Here is an 18,118-nt window from a genome sequence, read left to right as displayed (position 1 = left end):
TTATCATCTAGAATAGGAGTAAGCAGATCATGATTGACACTTGCAGGATTCGGGAATAGAATGTTAAGTTAATATAACCCAAAGACATCGTCAGCGTATTCTCGCGAAAGGGTGAGACTTTTATGGAAATAGAACGCATTAATGATACGACTATTAAGTTTTATATTACGTATCACGATATTGAGCGTCGTGGATTCGATAAAGAGGAGATCTGGTATAGCCGTGAACGCGGCGAAGAGCTTTTCTTTGAAATGATGAACGAAGTAAGCGATCAAGAGAAATTTGAAATGAACGGCCCGCTATGGGTTCAGGTTCATGCATTAGATAAAGGACTTGAAGTAATTGTAACACGCGGCCAAATTAATGATGGAAACGTAAAGCTCGAAATTCCGGTTGAAGATGAAGGGGAGGACAGCGTGGATAAAAATATTGTCGATATGCTTGATCAGCAGTTTGCTAATGATGAAGCCAATGAAATTGCCAAAGACCATTCGCTTAACGTCGTCGTCGGCTTCAGAGATTTCGAGGATGTTATTTCGTTAAGTAAAGTATTTGATGAGGACATTTCAACAAGTCTTTATCATTTTGAGAATACGTACTTCATTTATGTATCAATCGACGAATCGTATTCGGACGATGAACAGGACAACATGCTTAGCCGCATTCTCGAGTACGGTTATGAATCAGACACAACGATCCACCGCATTCATGAATACGGAAATCGTATTGCTGATCAAAATGCGCTCAGCGTCATTCGCGGCCAATTTTAATTTTAATCAAAAGGCAGAGGACATTGTTCCTCTGCTTTTTTGTTTCCGTGATTTGAACGTACGTTCCCCATTGTGGTATACTTACAAAAATTGGAGAGAGGTGAACGCTCTGTATACTGCCAGGTGCTCAGATCGCTCTTTAATACACAGTCTGACCGCATCAAAGCTTACGAATAAAAGTGCCTATCGGTGCCCGGACTGTGATCAACCTGTCCTCTTAAAGACTGGCTCAAAGGTCCGTCCTCATTTCGCTCATATCCGCAGCTGCCGCGCAAGCGGGGAGAGCCGCTGGCATCGTGCTGCAAAAACAAAGCTGTTTGAGCTGTTCTCAGATCAGCAGCTGTTTGTTGCTTTGGAGTATTATCTGCCGTCAGCTGGCAGAAGGGCAGATGTGTATGTGGCATCTGCAGGAAAAACCTACGTGTTTGAATGTCAGTCTTCTGCCATTTCACAGAAGGAGATGACAGAAAGGAAGCTTGACTACGAACGAGCTGGAGCAGAGTTAATTTGGATTCTCATGCCGGAAAACGTGAAGACAGGCGTGCAGCGGCAGGCCGTATCTGTGGTAAAACGCGGCGCGTTGTGTCATGCAGCATCCTTTCATTACTGGACGCTCTGTCCGCAAACCGGTCAACTGTTCTGCTATGGAGGCTGTGCGTCGATCAGCCGTGCCCGATGGACTGTGGATGTTACGTCGTTTCGTATCTATAACCAGTCTCCAGAATGGTTTTTAATGACTCGAGCCACCACCGATAACGGGGAATTTAACAGAGCTTTACGAAGCAGCTGGAGCAAAAACGCTATTTCCCATCGCATGACACGATTTAAGCAGACCGATCCGCCCGCCGTTCTGCTCCGCGAACTGATGGCTGTCTTTCAGCTTCCACCTCACGCCTATCCAGCACTGGCGAGAGTTCCTTTCCCGGGGAGTGGTGCGTTATCGATTCCGCCTGAAGTCTGGCAGTCGCTGCTGCACGTAAAGCTGCTGCGAAACGAGGGAGTATCGGTAAGGCTGACAGGTGCTTGTGAGCTTATACTGCTGAAGTGTCATAGCTTTTTGCAGCCGATGGATCGATTTCATATTCGGTCGATTGTCCTTGTTTACTTCAGCTATTTGGCCGATTGGGGTGTTTTGACGCAGCGATATCCAGGGGTTTTTACGGTCAAGCATCCGATTACCTTTAACAAAACAACCGAACAGCTTTTTATGGACGACAGCTACGTCGCCCAGCAAAGTTCTTTCGTGTACAAAAATAATTGATAATTAGTACTATTCATATTACGATGGAAGAAGTACACAGATTGATAATTGGAGGGTACATATTCATGAGTAAAACGGAATTGCCGGTACGCAGTGAAATACCGAAAGAACGCACGTGGGATCTGGAAGACATTTTTGCAAGTGATGACGAATGGGAAGCAGAGTTTGAGCAGTTGAAGCAGGAGCTGCCTCAAGTAGCCTCTTATCAAGGAAAACTCGCCGAATCCGGCAGCTTGCTGTACGAGGCACTGCAGACAGAGGATACGCTTTCCATTAGACTGGGAAAGCTCTTTGTATATGCGCGGATGCGCTACGATGAAGACACGACGAATGCGCATTATCAGGGACTGAATGAAAAAGCACGTCAGCTGCTCGTGCAGTTTGGACAGCAGTCTTCGTATGTGACGCCTGAGATTCTCGCAATGCCAGAGGAAAAACTGAAGCAGTTCCTGCAGGAAGAGCCGGAACTGCAGCTTTATGAACACGCGTTGGAGCGGCTTAACAAAAAGCGGCCGCACGTTCTTTCTGAGAAGGAAGAAGCATTGATGGCACGGTTCAGTGATGTATCTGGTGCATCTTCCAATACGTTCAGCATGCTGAACAATGCGGATCTGCGTTTTCCAGAGGTAGAAGACGAGGATGGCAACATGGTTGAAGTAACGCAGGGGCGTTTTGTCGGAATGCTGCAGAGCCAGGACCGCAGAGTGAGACGGGATGCGTTTCAGGCGATGTACAGCACCTATAAAAAGTTTCATCATACATTTGCCAGTACGCTCAGCGGAGAAGTAAAGAAGCACCTGCTTTCCGCCGATGTGCGAAACTATGAGAGTGCAAGACAGGCTGCTCTGTCAGCGAACCACATTCCGGAAGTCGTATATGATCAGCTTGTAGATACGATCAATAAAAACCTTCCGCTGCTACACCGTTATGTAGCAGTCAGAAAGAAAGTGCTGGAGCTTGAAGAAATGCATATGTACGACCTTTATACGCCAATGATTCAGGATGTTGATTTCTCTGTTTCCTATGACGAAGCCAAAGAGCTGATGGTTAACGGACTTGGAGCAATGGGTGAGGAGTATCAGGAAATAGTAAAAGATGGACTTTCAAATCGCTGGGTCGATGTGGAAGAGAATAAAGGCAAGCGGAGCGGTGCTTATTCCTCAGGCACGTTTGGCACAAAGCCATATATTCTCATGAACTGGCAAAACGACATTAACAACTTGTTTACTCTCGCACACGAATTTGGTCATTCTGTGCACAGCTACTATACGAGGGAGCACCAGCCTTATCCGTATGCTAATTATTCGATTTTCGTTGCAGAGGTTGCTTCTACAACGAATGAAGCACTGCTGAATCGATATTTGCTTGATCGAGAAACGGATACTCGTCGCAGGCTTTACTTGTTGAATAACTTTTTAGAAGGGTTCCGAGCAACCGTATTCCGTCAGACGATGTTTGCAGAATTTGAACAGCTGATTCACGAAAAAGCAGAAGCAGGGACGCCGCTTACAGCAGATCTTTTAAACACGTTGTATTATGACTTGAACATAAAGTATTTCGGCGATGAGCTCGTGATTGATGAAGATATCGCATTTGAATGGCAGCGTATTCCTCATTTCTACATGAATTTCTACGTCTATCAGTATGCGACCGGGTATAGTGCTGCAACAGCACTCGCTCAGCAGATTCTCGATGAAGGAGAGCCTGCAGTGAAGCGATTTACCGATTTCCTGAAAGCTGGTAATTCAGATTATCCGATCGAGGTGCTGAAGCATGCTGGAGTAGATATGACCTCCGCAGAACCGATCCAGCAGGCACTGAACGTATTTGAATCAGTTCTCGATGAATTTGAAGAGCAACTGAAGTCGCTTTAATGAGTGGCTAGTTATACGGACACCCCAGCCGCCTTGAGACTATGCAGGGCGGCCGCTCCGTCTCAAAAATATGGAGAAGAATACAGGCATGCAATGAAGAAGAGAGCGGTTCCTCGCGCAGGAACCGCTCTCTTTTTCAAACAGTTGAATCCGTCACGTTGATGACGCCAATGAACGCCAGATGGATCCGTGTTTTGTTGGAATTTCTTCTACTATTTGCTGCAGCTGCAGTTTTTTCATTTCGCGGTGTGCTTCTTCCAGTTTCATATCATAGACAACCGCAATTTCTTTAGTCGCAACCAGCGAGTAAAAGGATACAAATTCTTCAAGCGGAATCGGCGGGCATTTCTCAAGTTTCTGTGCGGACATTTCCCGGAGCAGTTCTTCATAAATTTCGTACCGGTACGCACCTTCAACCTTCAGGCCGGGCTCATCGACATCTTCATTAAAAAAGACGATCGTAGGAGTAGAACGGATATCCATTTCTTCCGCCGTCTTCCGGTCATTGTCGAGTGCTTTCTTGGTCGTGTCGGAATGAAGGTCACGAACAAATTCGTCTACGTCCATTCCGGAAACACGCATCGCGCAATTAATGAGTACTTGCTGATCAGCGATGTTTTCTTTATGAAGAAACAATGCTTCACGGACTCTCCTTAAATACTTGGCACCAATTACTTTTCCCTGCAGGCCGGCAGCCTTAATGGCAGCCATAGCATCATATGGAGCAGGTGCGGGATTCTCATACCACACGTCTCCGTCACACGGCATGCCGGTGCGGCAGCCTGTTTCATTATAAGCCTGCGCCATTTCTTTCATGAGAGACCGGTGCTTGGACCCGCAGGACGAGTGAAGCGGCTCCAGATTATTGGCAAGCACCAGATTAAGCTTTAAATACCTGCCGTATTCCATTTTCAGCTTTTTTATAGCCGGCTCAAGCGCCCAGCATTCCGGGCAGAGCGGATCGATAAATACATACACTTCCATGTCGGCAGCTGCACTGCCGTTTTCATAAATGGAGGAAAGCTCCTGTGGGCAGCATTGTCCCGATTCTTCCTCACATACGTAAGTCCGGTTCTTTGTTGTCATGAATGATCCCCCCTGGATGAAGCATCCACTGTGTTCACCATATGGCGGGCGGTCTGCTGGAGCCGTTCAAATAGATAAGAGCGCAGAGGCTCTTCGACGTCAGCTTCAACCAGCGCCTGTCCCATGCAGGAAAGCCAAGCATCTGCACGCTCAGGTGTGATGACAAATGGCATGTGTCTGGCTCTCAGCATCGGATGTCCATGCTCTTCTGTATAAAGAGCGGGACCGCCAAAAAACTGTGTCAGAAACTGCTTTTGCTTCCGGCGTGTTTCTGTGAGGTCATCCGGAAAAATATCTTTCAAATCCGGATGCTCAGCAACATGACCATAAAATATATCGATAAGGCGGTGAAGGCGTTCTTCGCCGATTGCCTCAAAGGCACTGTTAGCTTGATTCATGGTAAAAACCCTCTTTATCGAACGTATCGTTATTGTAGCAGGGCTTCCGAATTCCAGCAACAAATGTGAACTATTTATGACAATTGCGGAAAGAAGCGCTGCCCCGACTGCTTATGTTAACGTCCTATCGACAGCGGTGCAAGCAATAAGGCGTAAAAAACCAGCATCTTCTGCCGAAGCGGACAGAAATGCTGGTCTCTATTATGCGTAGCTGCTGCCTGATCGGTAGCTGGCCATCACTTTTGGTACGTAAGCCTGTGTTTCTCGAAACGGCGGAATGCCACCGTATTTATCCACGTTGCCGGGCCCTGCGTTATAAGCAGCAAGCGCGAGGGACTCATTGCCGTCATAGCGGCGGAGCATGTCACGCAGATAGCGTGTGCCTCCCTCGATATTTTGCTCTGGATCAAAGCTGTCAGCTACTCCAAGAGAGCGGGCGGTTGCCGGCATCAGCTGCATCAAACCGCGGGCGCCTGTGTGGCTTACAGCATCCGTTTTGTAATTGGACTCGTGCTTTATTACCGCATGGATCAGCGCCGGATTGACTCCATGTTTATCAGCAGCCTGCTGAATGAGCGTGTTGATAGAGCTGTCCTGGGAACGGGGTGTTGATGAAGGTGCCTGCTGAACCGGAATGACGGGAGCGGCGGCAGCAAGCTGCTGCATAGCCCCTGAGCGCTCGCGTGCCAGCTCTTCAAAAGATTTAAACATCTCTTGCTCCAGCATCGATTGAAATTGTCCGGAAGCAGCAGTTGATTCATTTGGCGGGAAAATACGGCGGGAAAATATATCGTTCATAATTGGCGGCAGGAACATCGTGCAGTCATCTCCTTTTCACTTTAGGACTGCTCGTAGGCGGCCCGGTAAAACCTTCTTATTTTATTATCGGGTGTATTCCAGGAAAGTTTCCATTCTGACAGAAGATTTTCGAAAAAAACTTTACCTTCCTCGTAGCTGGCTGATTCGAATTCCAGCTCGTAATCAGTTACCCCGGCATAGGTGGATTTATCGAAAACAAGGAGTCCCTCGGGCAGCTTTTTTTCCATTCGCTCTGTTACTAAACTTCCGAGCCAGTTGAGCGAGGGTTCATATCCGAGAAACGACCTGAGCTGATCAGCGGTTTCACCTTTTGGAAGCCGTCCGTCAGCCTTGAATGCTTCAAACGCGTCATATGTTATAGACTGATTGGTTTCAAGCAATCCTTCTCCGGAAGGCTGCTTCAGCGTAAACTCCAGGCTGTTGTCTTTTACTCGCACTCGCAGAGCGGCTCCTTTCTCCCGCAATGCCATGTCCTCAGTCTCGAAATAATGATTTTCCTGACGAAATGGCGTGGGCATTTCATAGTGACGGATCATCTTTTCAAAAAGGCTGTTCGTCAGCAGCTGTTTAAATTCAATTTCCATTTCCTGAGGCATTGTATGTCTCCTTTATATGCATCTGTTTTCTCTATTGTTCCATAGAGAAAGAGCTGTGGCAATGAGCCAAAGGACGATGCAGCAGACCGTTTCTTCGTTTACAAATAAGGGAATAACAGATAATATGGAAAGCGGAAAAGCATTGGCAGAAGGAGCGGACGCATGATTATTGTAAAGACCATTCACGAAGAAGAAGCAAACTTGTTAGCAAAAGGAGATGTGACGCTTCCGTTTCAGGGACTGGAGCCGGAAGGACGCATGCTTGTAGATTCAGACGGAGCTGCATTTGTTTATTTGCTCGCTCACGGAGATGAATTTATCCATCTGCGCTTTGAAGAATCGGCCTGGCAGCAGCTGCATACATACCGGGCCTCCGCAAAGCCTATGTTCGTGCAGACAGTGCTGAAACCTGTTGAACTGACGGCCTTCTGGGAAGAGCTTGATTTTCTGCTGGACAATATTAAAGGCAATCAGAACTACGGGAAGGAATTCGTCGATAAAGCAGACGAAATCTTTGAGCTGAACAGCGGGGAGGACTGATCGCAATGATGGATTGGGATGTGCTGCTCACGCCCTATAAACAGGCGGTCGAGGAGTTAAAGATCAAGCTGAAAGGTATCCGGGATCAGTATCAGCTGACATCTAAACATACGCCAATTGAATTTGTAACCGGGCGCGTTAAACCGGTATCCAGCATTCTGGAAAAAGCGAAACGTAAAAACATCCCGTTAAATCGACTGGAAGAGGATATGCAGGATCTCGGGGGCGTGCGCATCATGTGCCAGTTTGTCGGCGATATCGATACGATTGTGGAACTGATTAAAGCACGAACGGACTTTTCCATTGTGGAGCAGCGCGATTACATTAAAAACAAAAAGCGGAGCGGCTATCGTTCGTATCACATGATATTAAAATATCCGGTGCAGACGATTGAGGGCGGCGAAAAGAATACATTGGTAGAACTGCAGATCCGCACGCTTGCCATGAACTTCTGGGCTACCATTGAACATTCCCTGCAGTATAAATATTCCGGAAAAATACCGGACGAGATTGAACAGCGGCTCGTAAAAGCAGCAGAAGCCGCCTTCCAGCTAGATGAAGAAATGTCGAAAATCCGCGGTGAGGTACAAGAAGCACAAAAGATTATGACGAAGCAGCAGGAAGCCTCACGCCGGAAACCATAGGGAAAGGCGGTACGCTATGAATTTTAACGTTCGCTCACGCGGCGATCATTCATCCAACGTGCTAACGCAGCAAGTGAAAACGTATTTGGAGGAATTCGGACTCGTTTACCATGAGGACGAGCCGGAAATTGTGATATCGATCGGCGGGGACGGCACACTGCTGGAAGCCTTCCACCAGTATGCCCACCGGCTCGATTCTACGAGCTTTGTAGGGGTACATACCGGTCATCTTGGCTTCTATGCGGACTGGCAGCCCGATGAAATCGAGAAGCTCGTCATTCATATTGCGAAAACGCCGTTTAAAATTGTGGAGTATCCGCTGCTGGAAGTGTTAATCCGACATACGAACGATCTGGAAAATGAACGCTATCTGGCTTTAAATGAATGTACGGTGAAAAGTATGGAGGGCTCGCTCGTTATGGATATTGAGATCAAAGGGGATCATTTCGAAACCTTTCGCGGCGACGGGCTGTGCATGTCGACGCCTTCTGGAAGCACCGCGTATAACAAAGCACTCGGTGGAGCGATTCTTCATCCATCCCTTGCATCAATCCAGCTTTCCGAGATGGCATCAATTAACAATCGCGTTTACCGGACGATCGGTTCACCGGTTGTCCTGCCAGAGCATCACACCTGTCTGCTTAAGCCTAAAAATGACGTTGATTTTCAAGTGACCGTTGACCATTTAACGCTTGTCCAGAAAAAAGTGAAATCAATCCAAGTTCGCGTAGCGGATGAAAAAGTCCGGTTTGCGCGCTTCCGGCCATTCCCATTTTGGAAAAGAGTGAAGGAGTCGTTTATTTAATGGTCCATACCATTCACATCGCGTGGCGTGTATCCCGGTCGCAGGCAGGGATGACGCTGCGCGATTTTCTTCGTGTCGAAAAGCAAGTGTCAAGAAAACTGCTGGCTGAAGTGAAATATGAGGGGGGAGGGCTGCGTGTTAACAGTAAAGCAGTGGATGTTCGCGCGAGGATCGCAGAAGCGGATTTAGTCGAGGTAACATTTCCGCCGGAGGAAGCAAGCTCCAACATTGTGCCGGTAAAGGCACCTCTTGAAGTCATTTATGAAGATGAGCATGTACTTTTAATTGAGAAACCAGCAGGTCTTGCAGTGCTCCCAATGTCCGACAGACAGAAACCGTCACTTGCAGGGGCTGTGCTGGCATATTACCAGGAAAGCGGCTGGCCGGGGACAGTTCATATTGTGACAAGACTGGACCGAGATACGACGGGTCTGGTGTTGATCGCGAAGCACCGCTACGCGCACAGTATCTTGACCGCTGCTCAACAGAGCGGAAGCATTCACCGCATGTATGAAGCGGTCGTGCGTGGCAGCTTTTCATGGGAATCCGTATCTGTTTTTGCGCCGATTGGGCGGAGAGCTGGAAGCATCGTTGAACAGGAGGTTTCTTCTTCCGGAAAATGTGCTGTGACGCACGTGACCTGCCTGTCACGGTCGCCTTTCGAAAGCCGTTTAGCTGTGCAGCTGGAAACCGGCCGTACGCATCAAATTCGCGTGCATCTCGCCTGGCTCGGATTTCCACTGTCCGGTGAGTCGCTCTACGCTTCAGCAGACAGAAGGCCAGTTCACGCGCTGCAGGCCAGAATGATTGCGTTTCCTCATCCTTACACGAATCAGATGCTCACCTTCGAAGCGAAAAGAAAGCTCATTTGAACGTGCGGAACTTTTCGTCAACACGCGGCATAGAAGAAGCGACGGAAACCGTCTCGATTTCCGGATAGCGAAAAGCGGTGAGCCTGCCTCCAAAAACACAGCCGGTATCAATATTAACCGTGTGTCCCACGAAGCGAGGAGCCTCCACAGGCGTATGACCGTATACGATCCAGGCTTTGCCTTGAGGATAAATGGTTGCCCAGTCCCGGCGTTCGGGCTTGCCATCTGCATCCACTTTTCCCGTAGTGTCTCCGTAAAGCACGAATGATTTAATCCGCTTATTATTCAGACCGATATCATCATAGCGAATGCCGGCGTGAGCCGCGACAAGACCTCCTTGGTCCAGCACCTCATAAAGCGGTGCTTCTTCGTAAAGCTTCATAAAAGCAGCGCGGATGGCTTTCTGCTGCGCTTTTGAAAGCGCAGCAACCTCGGCAGTAGTCGTTTCCAACCCGTGCAGCACTTTCACGTTTCGACCTAAAAACCAGCGGTACAGCTTGTCACAGTGGTTGCCTGGAACATATACGTGTCCTTGTGACACGAATGCAGCAACGTCTTCAATAACACCTGTTGAATCAGGGCCGCGGTCCGTCAGATCTCCAATGAAAACGAGCCGCCGCCCGTCCGGATGGACTGCCTTTCCATTATATAAGCTGTAGCCAAGCCGTCGAATCAGCTGATGCATTTCCAGCCGGCAGCCATGAATGTCACCTATTAGATCGTACATTGAACCGTCAGCTCCTTTCCAGCTGTAATTATAGCATGAAAGAATTGACGGGAGGAAAGCAGTACGCTAAAATTAGGACCAGATACTAACAGTTGTACAAATGAGGGAGGAACCATCATCATGCAAATCGATCTTTCAAATAGAACCTACGTCGTAATGGGCGTGGCGAATAAACGAAGCATTGCTTGGGGAATCGCACGGGCATTGGATCAGGCTGGAGCATCTCTCGTATTTACATACGTCGGAGAACGATTTGAGAAAACAGTTCAAGGGTTGGCGGATACGCTTGAGGGGGACCACTATGTCCTGCCATGCGACGTGACCAGCGATAAAGATTTAGAAAAAGCATTCCATCAAATCGGGGAAAAATCAGGTGCGATTCATGGGATCGCGCACTGTGTGGCGTTTGCCAACAAAGAAGAACTGGAAGGCGAATATTTAAACACGACGCGGGACGGCTTTCTTCTGGCGCAGAATATCAGCGCATATTCCCTCACGGCTGCTGTAAAAGCCGCGAGACCATTTTTGGCCGAGGATGCAAGTATCGTAACGCTGACGTATCTCGGTGGAGAGCGCTACGTGAAAAACTACAACGTCATGGGTGTAGCAAAAGCGAGTCTGGATGCGAGTGTAAAATACCTGGCTCACGATCTGGGCAAGGACGGCGTTCGTGTCAATGCAATCTCGGCAGGACCAATCCGTACACTCTCTGCGAAAGGAATCGGCGGCTTTAACGAAGTACTAAAGGAGATGGAAGACCATGCCCCTCTTAAGCGCACGGTATCCCAAGAGGAAGTGGGCAGTACAGCTCTGTTTCTAATGAGCGGGCTGGCCTCCGGAATTACAGGAGAAATGCTGCACGTCGACGGAGGTTACCACACGATCGGACTAACGTAACAGCAGACAGATCGTTAAGCAAATAGAACCGCTCTGATTATAGATCAGGGCGGTCAGGGTGTCGATAAAGTGTTTTTAGGTGAATAACGTTGCATCTGCCTGTATCTGCAGACGCTCGCTCTCCGGAGGGAGCGGGCTCGGCTTTCCCTTCTTCCGTCGGAAGCGCTGGATCTTCACCTCGTTCTGATCCTCCTGGAGTTGAGGCCCTCCGATGCCGGCAGCTGATAGCATGTTTCACGTGCCTGGTAATGACTGCAAGATCTAGTTCTATACGGATAGAACCTTCCCGATGAAACGTTTCGATGTTGCATAGAGATGCCACTACGTCATCGAATTCACGATAAACGCATGATAAGCAGTCGCGTTAGCCTGTCGTGACGTTGTTCTCTAAGAAGCATAGCCGTTTCCCAGATGTGTCCGACGGAGACGCAACTAGCAGTCTGAAGATGCCGTGCCGTTCAGTTCTGCGAACGGCATCAACGCACGAGCGGAGCCTGACTGGCTTTTGAAAGCTTCTCGTGAGAAGCCTGAGTCCGAGTGAAGCCTCATCGCCGTTCGAACTTGAACGGCATGACAAGCGCGAGCGGAGCCGGACCGGCTCTTGAAGGCTTCTTGTTAGAAGCTTGTGTACGAGTGAAGCCGCGCTATCCTCCCGCGTCATTCTCCCTGCAAAAAGGGATCACGCTGAAAAATAGCTGAAGGCAAGTCCACGGCAGGCTCGGTAAGCGGAAGGGAAATACCACCAAATGAATCAACATATAAGCTAATTGACTTTGTCTACAGTCTCACCGCTCTGAGTATACATCAGGGCGGTTTTTTGACGTGCACATAGGTTTCTTTTTAGAGAATGCTGGGAATACGTAAGTAAGGAGAAGGGGTGATATCATGGGTTATATTCCACTTGTACGGGATGAACAGCCGATGAATTACGCAGCAAGACAGGTTCTCCAGAAGCCGCAGCAGCTGACGGTGGACGGCATCCCGCGAGTCGCATTTCAAGACGTAATGGAACATCGCAATCCGTATGGCAGCTATTTTCAAAGGTATGAACGAATTGCCGCGCACAAACTGCGTGCCGGTGCCGGCAATCGCACGCCTTCCGCGACAGCGGAGCGGTCGATTAAAGAACGGAAATTGGAAGCTGCCAAACGGCACGAGGCAGAGCTGCTTCGTAAAGGTACGACATTCGATGCGTCTGTCTGACAGCTGGTTATATAAGTGCGAAGAGGATTCAGGTGGCATCCATGATGCACGCTGAATCCTCTTTCTATAGAGCGGGTCGCTTTCGTTTACGAAACTGCCTCGTGAACAACAGCAGGGCACCGACTGCTGTAAGACTGATTGCTAAAAACAAATTGGAGTAAAGTGCCAGCCCATCATATATTGCAATAGGGTTCAGCTGCAAAGAGGTTTCCTGTAAATCGAGAAACGCCCCGAATATAGCACTGGAGACAGCCCCTGAAAGAAAGTTCATCAAGTTGAACATCCCGATCCCGACACCGGTCTTTTCTTTCGGTACAAGCTCTGTTAACAAATTCGCAGTGGAGCTTTGAATAAGCGGAAATGCGACATACTGAACAAGAATACATAGCGCCAGCAGAAACGGCGGAATACCGATAAAGATCGAAATCAGCAGGCTGCCTGCAACAGCCAGCAGGAAGGCAAGCTGCAAGACTGGAAAACTTCCTCTTGACTCAACAAGCCTTCCGCCCCGCTGACCAATGACAGCTGCCCCGAGAGCGCCAGGGAAAAGCAGAAGACCAATCTCGATTGTCGAAAGCCCGTAAACAGCTCTTGCCATAATCGGAACGATAAAAATCATGCCGAACATTACGCTCGTACCTAGAAAACTTGTCATTACGGCCGTCGTGTAATACTTATCCTTCAGCATCGACGGATCAATAAAAGGAGCAGGATGCCTCCTAATGTGCAGAATAAATAACAACATTGCCAAGGCAAAAAAGGCGAGCCCTGTCAGGCTGAAAGCCGTAATAAAAAAGAGAAGTCCCGCTACAGCTGACGCAATCAGCAGTGCACCGATGAAATCAATACGGCCCGAACGAGTTTCTTCATCCGGGATCCACTTTCTTAAAAAAGGCAGCGTCAAAAGCGAAAGAATGGACAAGATGAATAAATAGCGCCAGTCAAAAGCTCCGCCAATCAAGCCTCCGGTGATTGGTCCAAGACCGGAAGCAAATGCTACCGTAGCGGACACGGTTCCAAAAACGCGGCCGCGTTCCTTCGGCATAAATCGAGCAGGGATAATAAACGCGAGGGCGGGAATCGTAGCACCGCCAGTTGCCTGAATGATTCGAGCGGCAAGCAGCATGGCATAGTTCTGAGAAAATAAACCGAGTGTAGCACCGGCAGCAAATAAAATAATACCGATTGTTAAAATTCGTTTAATTGGAAACATATCCGCAAGCTTTCCGTACATCAGTGCGCCAACTGCAAAGACCAGAATGTACCCGGTCATGACCCAGGTCACCTGAGAGGGGAGCAGCTGGAAATCTTCGGCAATATCAGGGATCGCGACGTTAAACATCGTTCCATTCATAACGGTGAATGTTAAAATGACACAGAGCATGACAACGAGCCGGTTTTTCTGGCTGCGCGTCAGCTCTGCAGGGGTTTGATCAGTCATAGTGGTTCCTCCAACAGCTCTTTTCCAGGAATGCTGTGTAATTAATGCGTAAGGTTTGTATAAAGAGGGTATAGAAATTCGAGCAAGGTTATTATTTCGAGACCAAAAACAATTACGTTCATATCTTACGTCTGAAGGATGAACCTGTCAATCAATCAAATGAGGGAGTGTCGATTATGACAAAGAAAATCGCCGCGTTCTGCGGTAGTCTGCGTAAAGAGTCATTCAACAAGCAAGTACTGGAAACCATGGTGGAGCGAGCGCCGTCTCACTTTGACGTATCGGTCCTATCAATTGAGGAGATACCGCTGTACAATGCGGATATCGAATCGGAGGGAGTGCCGGACCCGGTACAATCATTTAAGGATCAGTTGAAGCAGGCAGACGGTATCTGGATTGTGACGCCTGAGTATTCAGCCAGCATGCCTGGTGTGTTGAAAAATGTACTCGATTGGGCCGGCAGCATGACAGTTGAAAACGCATTGGACCAGAAGCCGGTCCTGATTGCTGGAGCATCACCAACACAGCAGGGAACAGCCTTTGCCCAGGCACATCTGCGCCAGACGCTTGCAGCCTGTAACGCATATCCAATGCAGCAGCCGCAGCTTTACATCGGCGGTGTTCCAAATAAGCTGAGCGGTGGAAAGGTGGACGACGAAAAAACGAATGAATTTCTCGAAAAGGCGATGAAGGCCTTCGACAACTGGATGGACACCTTTCAGAAATAAGAAGAGGGTTGCAGAACGAACGTTCGTGAGGTAAGCTAATCAGGGAAAGAAACTGAGAAAGAGGTGGCTGGTCCGTCATGAAGCTGCTTGACTGGAGCTACGGCCGCAGATATCAGATAAAGGCCGTTTTCTCCAAGTTTCCGAAATCAACCGTTATTTTTCGCTCTTTCCCTGCCTATTATTTCATTTATACGGTACGATGGTCAGAAGATGATCCCGTGGTAACGAGAGAAGATCTCGTTGAAATGGAGAAAATATTGAATGACATGCTCGGTCTTCTCGATAATTATGAGAATCGCCGGGCGATTCAATTAAGATAAAACGTACCGATCAAAAAACCGATTAGAAATGTTACAAAAAACATCGTCACACCTGCAGCGACGACAACGAGCGTTTTCTGTTTGGTAGTCAATTCCGCAAATTTATTCAGCAATAAACGTTACCTGCCTTTCTGTTTTTTGCAGGGCAGCGCGTCTGCCGATCGGCAGACGCGCTTTTTTTATCCCTGCTTTCATAATCAGTTTACCGGCCTGGCGCATTGTCGCGCAAGTCTCTTTCAAAGTGAATAAAGTGTTATCCTTTGTTTTCCACTTCCGTTTCGGCTAAGATAGAGACCGGATGCTAATTTTGGAGGTGGAACCATGTCCTCTTACTCAGATAAGGAAAAGCACATTATTGAATCTTTTCAGCAGGATGAGCTGATGATGGCCCACGTTTTTGCCCAGTGGTGCGTCAACAATGAGCTGGATCCTGCTCACGTCTATAAAGAAGCATATGGCACAGCTGACAGTGACGTACTTAAACAGGCAATAGCTCTCACGGTATCTAAAGAAGAAGCTGGAGAGATTGCCACATCGACATTATTAAACGTGTTAAGTCTTTACAACAACGACGCACTCGCAGAACGAGTCGTCCATTATGATAAGGAGAAAGGACCAAAAAAAACATGAAAAAAACATTATTTATGGTGACTGCTTCTGCATTAGTGCTGGCTGCATGCGGGGCAGATGAAAATGACAACGCGACCGGCGGGAGTGAAGCAGGGGATGAAGACGTCTTTGAAGTAGCCGTCATCCCATCCCAGTCTATCGGCGAAATGGAAGAAGGGTTGAACCTGCTGGAGGAACACCTGGCAGAAACATTGGATGAAGAAGTGGAAGTTACGCACTATCCAAGCTATAACGCCGTAGTGGAAGCAATCAACTTTGGACATGTCGATCTGGCTTACTTCGGTCCTGTTACGTACCTGATTGCGTTCGAGCAAAGCGGTGCAGAAGCGATCCTGACGCAGACGATCGATGGAGACCCGTATTACTATTCCTATATGATTACGCAGCCGGATGCGCCGTGGGACAGCCTGGATGACCTTCTCGCAGATGTGGAAGATATTCAGTTTGCATTTGGCAGCCAGTCCTCCACGTCCGGATTTGCTATTCCTGCATATGAGCTTTTGCAGCAAGGAGTGTATGAGAGCGAAAGCACATACGAATTTGAAAGCGTGCAGTTTACCGGCTCTCATGACATTACAGCTGACGCAGTAGCGAGCGGTTCTGTCGATGCAGGTGCTATTGACAGTGCAATTTTCCAGGCATTGATCAACGATGGGTTGATCGATGAAGATGACTACAAAATTATTTGGGAATCAGAGCAGCTCTATCAGTATCCTTGGGCCGTTCCAGATGGTACAAGCGATGAACGCATCAGTGAAATACAGGAAGCATTCATGGCTGTGGACGATGAGCAGATTCTACAGATTTTTGGAGGGGCGGATGCTTTTGTAGAAGCTTCTCCAGATGAATACGAAGTTGTTTTAGAAGCAGCACGTGCGTTTGATCTGCTGGAACCTGAGGAAGAAGATGAGGAAGACGAAGAAGAAAACAACGGCGCTGACGAGGCTGAAAACGAATAAAGGAAGGTAGCCGATGGTTTGGTTTCGTAAACGCATGCTCATTTATGCGGGGATTATCCTCGTACTTTTAATACTAAGCGGGAGGGGCTCGGATTTTTCTATTACCGGGCTCTTTCAGCTTGGAAACACATGGGAAATGCTCTCAGACCGGTTTTTTCCGCCGCGCTGGGATCTTGTTCCTTACTTGCTGCAGCAATCTCTGATTACGCTCTCCATTGCGTTTTTCGGGACGCTGACTGCCTTGTTAGTAGCGCTGCCGATCAGCTTTCTGGCTGCTGAGAATACGTCTGGCTCTGCTCCCGGCTTTTACCTTGTGCGCTCCCTGCTCAGCGTATTCCGTTCCGTACCAGAAATCGTTTTTGGCCTGATTTTTGTTGTTTCATTGGGGTTGGGTCCATTTGCCGCCCTTCTGGCAATTTTTCTGCACAACGTTTCTGTACTTGGCAAGTTGATTGCAGAGCTTGTCGAGTCTTCCGATAAAGGGCCGCAGGAGGCGATGAGCTCCGTTGGTGCCGGCAGAAGAACCGGCCAGCTGTTCTCGATCATTCCTCAGATTTGGCCAAACGTGCTGTCTCATTATTTTTACCGGTTTGAAGTGGCAATCCGGACGTCTCTCGTACTCGGGATGATCGGCGGGGGCGGACTCGGTCAAAGTCTCATGAACTATTACAACAGCCTGGCCTATACGTCGATGGCGACCGCGATTATCATTATTATGGTGCTCGTTATTATCGTGGATGTCAGCGGCGGAATTGTTCGCAAGCGGGTGATTTGAGGAGATGAACGACTATGCTGGATTTTAACAACGTAACCGTCCGCTATGACGAAGCAGATGATCCTGCCGTCGATGGACTGACGATGCAAATTGCAAAAGGGGAGTTCGTCTGCGTGCTCGGTCGAAGCGGCGCCGGTAAGTCGACATTCATCCGTACGATAAACGGCCTGCAGTCCCTTACAGATGGATCTGTTACGGCGCTTGGGTATGAACTGATGGGACTGGATCAAAAAAAACTGCGCCAGCTCCGCTCGGAGATTGGCATGATTTTTCAGCACTTTCACCTCATTCCAAGAATGACGGTTCGTCAAAACGTGTATACAGGCAGGTTCGGCAAACGAAGCGCTTACCGTAATTACTTGGGATTGTTTTCAGATGAAGAAAAGCAGCTGACGGAGTATTTTTTAAATGAGGTCGGATTGCTTCCATATGCAGACCGCAGGGTAGAGCGATTAAGCGGAGGTCAGAAGCAGCGGGTAGGCATCGCCCGTGCGATGGTACAGGAGCCGTCGATTTTACTTGGAGATGAACCGGTGGCGAGTCTGGACCCAACGACATCAGATCATATTTTTCAGCTGCTGCGGCAGCTGCATGATGAAAAAGAGCTGACGACTGTCATTAATGTGCATGACGTGGAGCTTGCAAAAAAATATGCCTCACGGATCATCGGACTGAAGCAGGGGAGACTCGTATTTGATGGATCGCCAGCTGATATGTCCAGCGCTGATCTCGATGATATTTATGAGTAGTCAAAAAGCCCGAGCAGCAGTGTC

22 protein-coding genes are annotated in these 18,118 nt (G+C 48.4%); 15 read left to right on the top strand and 7 right to left on the bottom strand.

What is annotated here, in order from left to right; all coding sequences use genetic code 11:
* Window positions 1–122 precede the first annotated feature (122 nt).
* The 3 genes from mecA (at window position 123) to pepF (ending at window position 3,905) form a co-directional block, all read left to right on the top strand.
* Window positions 123–770 (top strand): adaptor protein MecA, encoded by a 648-nt coding sequence (gene mecA / locus ACSZLD_RS04655; RefSeq protein WP_444684385.1) that lies wholly within the window; start codon window positions 123–125, stop codon window positions 768–770.
* Window positions 679–2,031: a competence protein CoiA gene (locus tag ACSZLD_RS04650; RefSeq protein WP_444684384.1), complete on the top strand. Its 1,353-nt coding sequence runs from the start codon at window positions 679–681 to the stop codon at window positions 2,029–2,031. Before mecA ends, ACSZLD_RS04650 begins: the two co-directional genes overlap by 92 nt.
* Before the next feature lie 65 nt (window positions 2,032–2,096).
* Window positions 2,097–3,905: an oligoendopeptidase F gene (pepF, locus tag ACSZLD_RS04645; RefSeq protein ID WP_444684383.1), complete on the top strand. Its 1,809-nt coding sequence runs from the start codon at window positions 2,097–2,099 to the stop codon at window positions 3,903–3,905.
* 153 nt (window positions 3,906–4,058) lie between these two features.
* On the opposite strand, the gene ACSZLD_RS04640 is transcribed toward pepF, so the two are convergent.
* The 4 genes from ACSZLD_RS04640 to ACSZLD_RS04625 form a co-directional block, all read right to left on the bottom strand.
* Window positions 4,059–4,991: a ClpXP adapter SpxH family protein gene (locus ACSZLD_RS04640; protein ID WP_377907971.1), complete on the bottom strand. Its 933-nt coding sequence runs from the start codon at window positions 4,989–4,991 to the stop codon at window positions 4,059–4,061.
* A complete protein-coding gene (locus ACSZLD_RS04635) occupies window positions 4,988–5,389 on the bottom strand; it encodes a globin domain-containing protein (protein WP_377907972.1) in 402 nt (133 codons plus the stop codon). The genes ACSZLD_RS04640 and ACSZLD_RS04635 overlap by 4 nt, the downstream gene beginning before the upstream one ends.
* 201 nt (window positions 5,390–5,590) lie before the next feature.
* The gene (locus ACSZLD_RS04630; RefSeq protein ID WP_444684382.1) at window positions 5,591–6,205 is read right to left on the bottom strand and encodes a lytic transglycosylase domain-containing protein; all 615 of its coding nucleotides are present in this window, start codon (window positions 6,203–6,205) and stop codon (window positions 5,591–5,593) included.
* A gap of 23 nt (window positions 6,206–6,228) precedes the next feature.
* Entirely contained in the window at window positions 6,229–6,804 is a 576-nt protein-coding gene (locus ACSZLD_RS04625; RefSeq protein WP_444684381.1) for a CYTH domain-containing protein, read from the bottom strand.
* A 162-nt stretch (window positions 6,805–6,966) separates the two neighbouring features.
* On the opposite strand from ACSZLD_RS04625, the gene ACSZLD_RS04620 reads away from it, so the two are divergent.
* Genes ACSZLD_RS04620 through ACSZLD_RS04605 form a run of 4 tightly spaced genes read left to right on the top strand, consistent with a single transcriptional unit; the run spans window position 6,967 to window position 9,665 of the window.
* Window positions 6,967–7,344: a UPF0738 family protein gene (locus ACSZLD_RS04620; RefSeq protein ID WP_377907975.1), complete on the top strand. Its 378-nt coding sequence runs from the start codon at window positions 6,967–6,969 to the stop codon at window positions 7,342–7,344.
* Between the two features lie 5 nt (window positions 7,345–7,349).
* The gene (yjbM, locus tag ACSZLD_RS04615; RefSeq protein ID WP_377907976.1) at window positions 7,350–7,988 is read left to right on the top strand and encodes a GTP diphosphokinase; all 639 of its coding nucleotides are present in this window, start codon (window positions 7,350–7,352) and stop codon (window positions 7,986–7,988) included.
* A gap of 16 nt (window positions 7,989–8,004) precedes the next feature.
* A complete protein-coding gene (locus tag ACSZLD_RS04610) occupies window positions 8,005–8,793 on the top strand; it encodes an NAD kinase (RefSeq protein WP_377907977.1) in 789 nt (262 codons plus the stop codon).
* Window positions 8,793–9,665 (top strand): RluA family pseudouridine synthase, encoded by an 873-nt coding sequence (locus tag ACSZLD_RS04605; protein ID WP_444684380.1) that lies wholly within the window; start codon window positions 8,793–8,795, stop codon window positions 9,663–9,665. The genes ACSZLD_RS04610 and ACSZLD_RS04605 overlap by 1 nt, the downstream gene beginning before the upstream one ends.
* Here the strand turns inward: ACSZLD_RS04605 and prpE are convergent.
* Window positions 9,658–10,392, bottom strand: a complete 735-nt coding sequence (gene prpE / locus ACSZLD_RS04600; RefSeq protein ID WP_444684379.1) for a bis(5'-nucleosyl)-tetraphosphatase PrpE — start codon at window positions 10,390–10,392, stop codon at window positions 9,658–9,660. The genes ACSZLD_RS04605 and prpE overlap by 8 nt on opposite strands.
* 120 nt (window positions 10,393–10,512) lie before the next feature.
* On the opposite strand from prpE, the gene fabI reads away from it, so the two are divergent.
* Window positions 10,513–11,289: an enoyl-ACP reductase FabI gene (gene fabI / locus ACSZLD_RS04595; protein WP_444684378.1), complete on the top strand. Its 777-nt coding sequence runs from the start codon at window positions 10,513–10,515 to the stop codon at window positions 11,287–11,289.
* Between the two features lie 885 nt (window positions 11,290–12,174).
* On the top strand, window positions 12,175–12,492 hold the full coding sequence (locus tag ACSZLD_RS04590; protein ID WP_377907981.1) for a hypothetical protein: 318 nt from the start codon (window positions 12,175–12,177) through the stop codon (window positions 12,490–12,492).
* 64 nt (window positions 12,493–12,556) lie between these two features.
* Here the strand turns inward: ACSZLD_RS04590 and ACSZLD_RS04585 are convergent, their stop codons facing one another.
* Window positions 12,557–13,933 (bottom strand): MFS transporter, encoded by a 1,377-nt coding sequence (locus ACSZLD_RS04585; protein ID WP_444684377.1) that lies wholly within the window; start codon window positions 13,931–13,933, stop codon window positions 12,557–12,559.
* Between the two features lie 176 nt (window positions 13,934–14,109).
* Here ACSZLD_RS04585 and ACSZLD_RS04580 point away from each other — a divergent pair, with 176 nt between their 5' ends.
* On the top strand, window positions 14,110–14,661 hold the full coding sequence (locus ACSZLD_RS04580; protein ID WP_377907983.1) for an NADPH-dependent FMN reductase: 552 nt from the start codon (window positions 14,110–14,112) through the stop codon (window positions 14,659–14,661).
* 77 nt (window positions 14,662–14,738) lie between these two features.
* Window positions 14,739–14,981: a protein YuzH gene (locus tag ACSZLD_RS04575; RefSeq protein ID WP_377907984.1), complete on the top strand. Its 243-nt coding sequence runs from the start codon at window positions 14,739–14,741 to the stop codon at window positions 14,979–14,981.
* Here the strand turns inward: ACSZLD_RS04575 and ACSZLD_RS04570 are convergent.
* Window positions 14,969–15,094: a hypothetical protein gene (locus ACSZLD_RS04570; protein ID WP_377907985.1), complete on the bottom strand. Its 126-nt coding sequence runs from the start codon at window positions 15,092–15,094 to the stop codon at window positions 14,969–14,971. The genes ACSZLD_RS04575 and ACSZLD_RS04570 overlap by 13 nt on opposite strands.
* Window positions 15,095–15,302: 208 nt before the next feature.
* Here ACSZLD_RS04570 and yxiS point away from each other — a divergent pair, with 208 nt between their 5' ends.
* Genes yxiS through phnC form a run of 4 tightly spaced genes read left to right on the top strand, consistent with a single transcriptional unit; the run spans window position 15,303 to window position 18,094 of the window.
* On the top strand, window positions 15,303–15,611 hold the full coding sequence (gene yxiS, locus ACSZLD_RS04565; RefSeq protein WP_377907986.1) for a protein YxiS: 309 nt from the start codon (window positions 15,303–15,305) through the stop codon (window positions 15,609–15,611).
* Complete coding sequence (phnD, locus tag ACSZLD_RS04560) at window positions 15,608–16,570, top strand: phosphate/phosphite/phosphonate ABC transporter substrate-binding protein (protein WP_377907987.1); 963 nt, start codon at window positions 15,608–15,610, stop codon at window positions 16,568–16,570. The genes yxiS and phnD overlap by 4 nt, the downstream gene beginning before the upstream one ends.
* 13 nt (window positions 16,571–16,583) lie before the next feature.
* A complete protein-coding gene (gene phnE / locus ACSZLD_RS04555; protein ID WP_377907988.1) occupies window positions 16,584–17,345 on the top strand; it encodes a phosphonate ABC transporter, permease protein PhnE in 762 nt (253 codons plus the stop codon).
* Window positions 17,346–17,359: 14 nt separating this feature from the next.
* Window positions 17,360–18,094, top strand: coding sequence for a phosphonate ABC transporter ATP-binding protein (gene phnC / locus ACSZLD_RS04550; RefSeq protein WP_444684376.1), 735 nt, complete (start codon window positions 17,360–17,362; stop codon window positions 18,092–18,094).
* The last annotated feature ends 24 nt before the right edge of the window (window positions 18,095–18,118 follow it).

Origin of the sequence: Alkalicoccus luteus (assembly GCF_052061695.1) — a bacterium.
Taxonomy (GTDB): Bacteria; Bacillota; Bacilli; order Bacillales; family Salisediminibacteriaceae; genus Alkalicoccus; species Alkalicoccus luteus.
Note: the sequence above shows the minus strand (reverse complement) of the source record. Positions and strands in the feature narration are given on the sequence as shown.

Excerpts from the sequence above, each read along its gene's own strand:
- ACSZLD_RS04575 (WP_377907984.1), top strand. The coding sequence starts at position 14,739 with ATGAAGCTGCTTGACTGGAGCTACGGCCGCAGATATCAGATAAAGGCC.
- ACSZLD_RS04590 (WP_377907981.1), top strand. The coding sequence starts at position 12,175 with ATGGGTTATATTCCACTTGTACGGGATGAACAGCCGATGAATTACGCA.
- ACSZLD_RS04585 (WP_444684377.1), bottom strand. The coding sequence starts at position 13,933 with ATGACTGATCAAACCCCTGCAGAGCTGACGCGCAGCCAGAAAAACCGG.
- pepF (WP_444684383.1), top strand. The coding sequence starts at position 2,097 with ATGAGTAAAACGGAATTGCCGGTACGCAGTGAAATACCGAAAGAACGC.
- phnE (WP_377907988.1), top strand. The coding sequence starts at position 16,584 with ATGGTTTGGTTTCGTAAACGCATGCTCATTTATGCGGGGATTATCCTC.
- ACSZLD_RS04630 (WP_444684382.1), bottom strand. The coding sequence starts at position 6,205 with ATGTTCCTGCCGCCAATTATGAACGATATATTTTCCCGCCGTATTTTC.
- ACSZLD_RS04580 (WP_377907983.1), top strand. The coding sequence starts at position 14,110 with ATGACAAAGAAAATCGCCGCGTTCTGCGGTAGTCTGCGTAAAGAGTCA.
- ACSZLD_RS04610 (WP_377907977.1), top strand. The coding sequence starts at position 8,005 with ATGAATTTTAACGTTCGCTCACGCGGCGATCATTCATCCAACGTGCTA.
- ACSZLD_RS04625 (WP_444684381.1), bottom strand. The coding sequence starts at position 6,804 with ATGCCTCAGGAAATGGAAATTGAATTTAAACAGCTGCTGACGAACAGC.
- phnC (WP_444684376.1), top strand. The coding sequence starts at position 17,360 with ATGCTGGATTTTAACAACGTAACCGTCCGCTATGACGAAGCAGATGAT.
- yxiS (WP_377907986.1), top strand. The coding sequence starts at position 15,303 with ATGTCCTCTTACTCAGATAAGGAAAAGCACATTATTGAATCTTTTCAG.
- ACSZLD_RS04650 (WP_444684384.1), top strand. The coding sequence starts at position 679 with ATGAATCAGACACAACGATCCACCGCATTCATGAATACGGAAATCGTA.
- ACSZLD_RS04605 (WP_444684380.1), top strand. The coding sequence starts at position 8,793 with ATGGTCCATACCATTCACATCGCGTGGCGTGTATCCCGGTCGCAGGCA.
- mecA (WP_444684385.1), top strand. The coding sequence starts at position 123 with ATGGAAATAGAACGCATTAATGATACGACTATTAAGTTTTATATTACG.
- ACSZLD_RS04620 (WP_377907975.1), top strand. The coding sequence starts at position 6,967 with ATGATTATTGTAAAGACCATTCACGAAGAAGAAGCAAACTTGTTAGCA.
- fabI (WP_444684378.1), top strand. The coding sequence starts at position 10,513 with ATGCAAATCGATCTTTCAAATAGAACCTACGTCGTAATGGGCGTGGCG.
- ACSZLD_RS04640 (WP_377907971.1), bottom strand. The coding sequence starts at position 4,991 with ATGACAACAAAGAACCGGACTTACGTATGTGAGGAAGAATCGGGACAA.
- ACSZLD_RS04635 (WP_377907972.1), bottom strand. The coding sequence starts at position 5,389 with ATGAATCAAGCTAACAGTGCCTTTGAGGCAATCGGCGAAGAACGCCTT.
- yjbM (WP_377907976.1), top strand. The coding sequence starts at position 7,350 with ATGATGGATTGGGATGTGCTGCTCACGCCCTATAAACAGGCGGTCGAG.
- prpE (WP_444684379.1), bottom strand. The coding sequence starts at position 10,392 with ATGTACGATCTAATAGGTGACATTCATGGCTGCCGGCTGGAAATGCAT.
- phnD (WP_377907987.1), top strand. The coding sequence starts at position 15,608 with ATGAAAAAAACATTATTTATGGTGACTGCTTCTGCATTAGTGCTGGCT.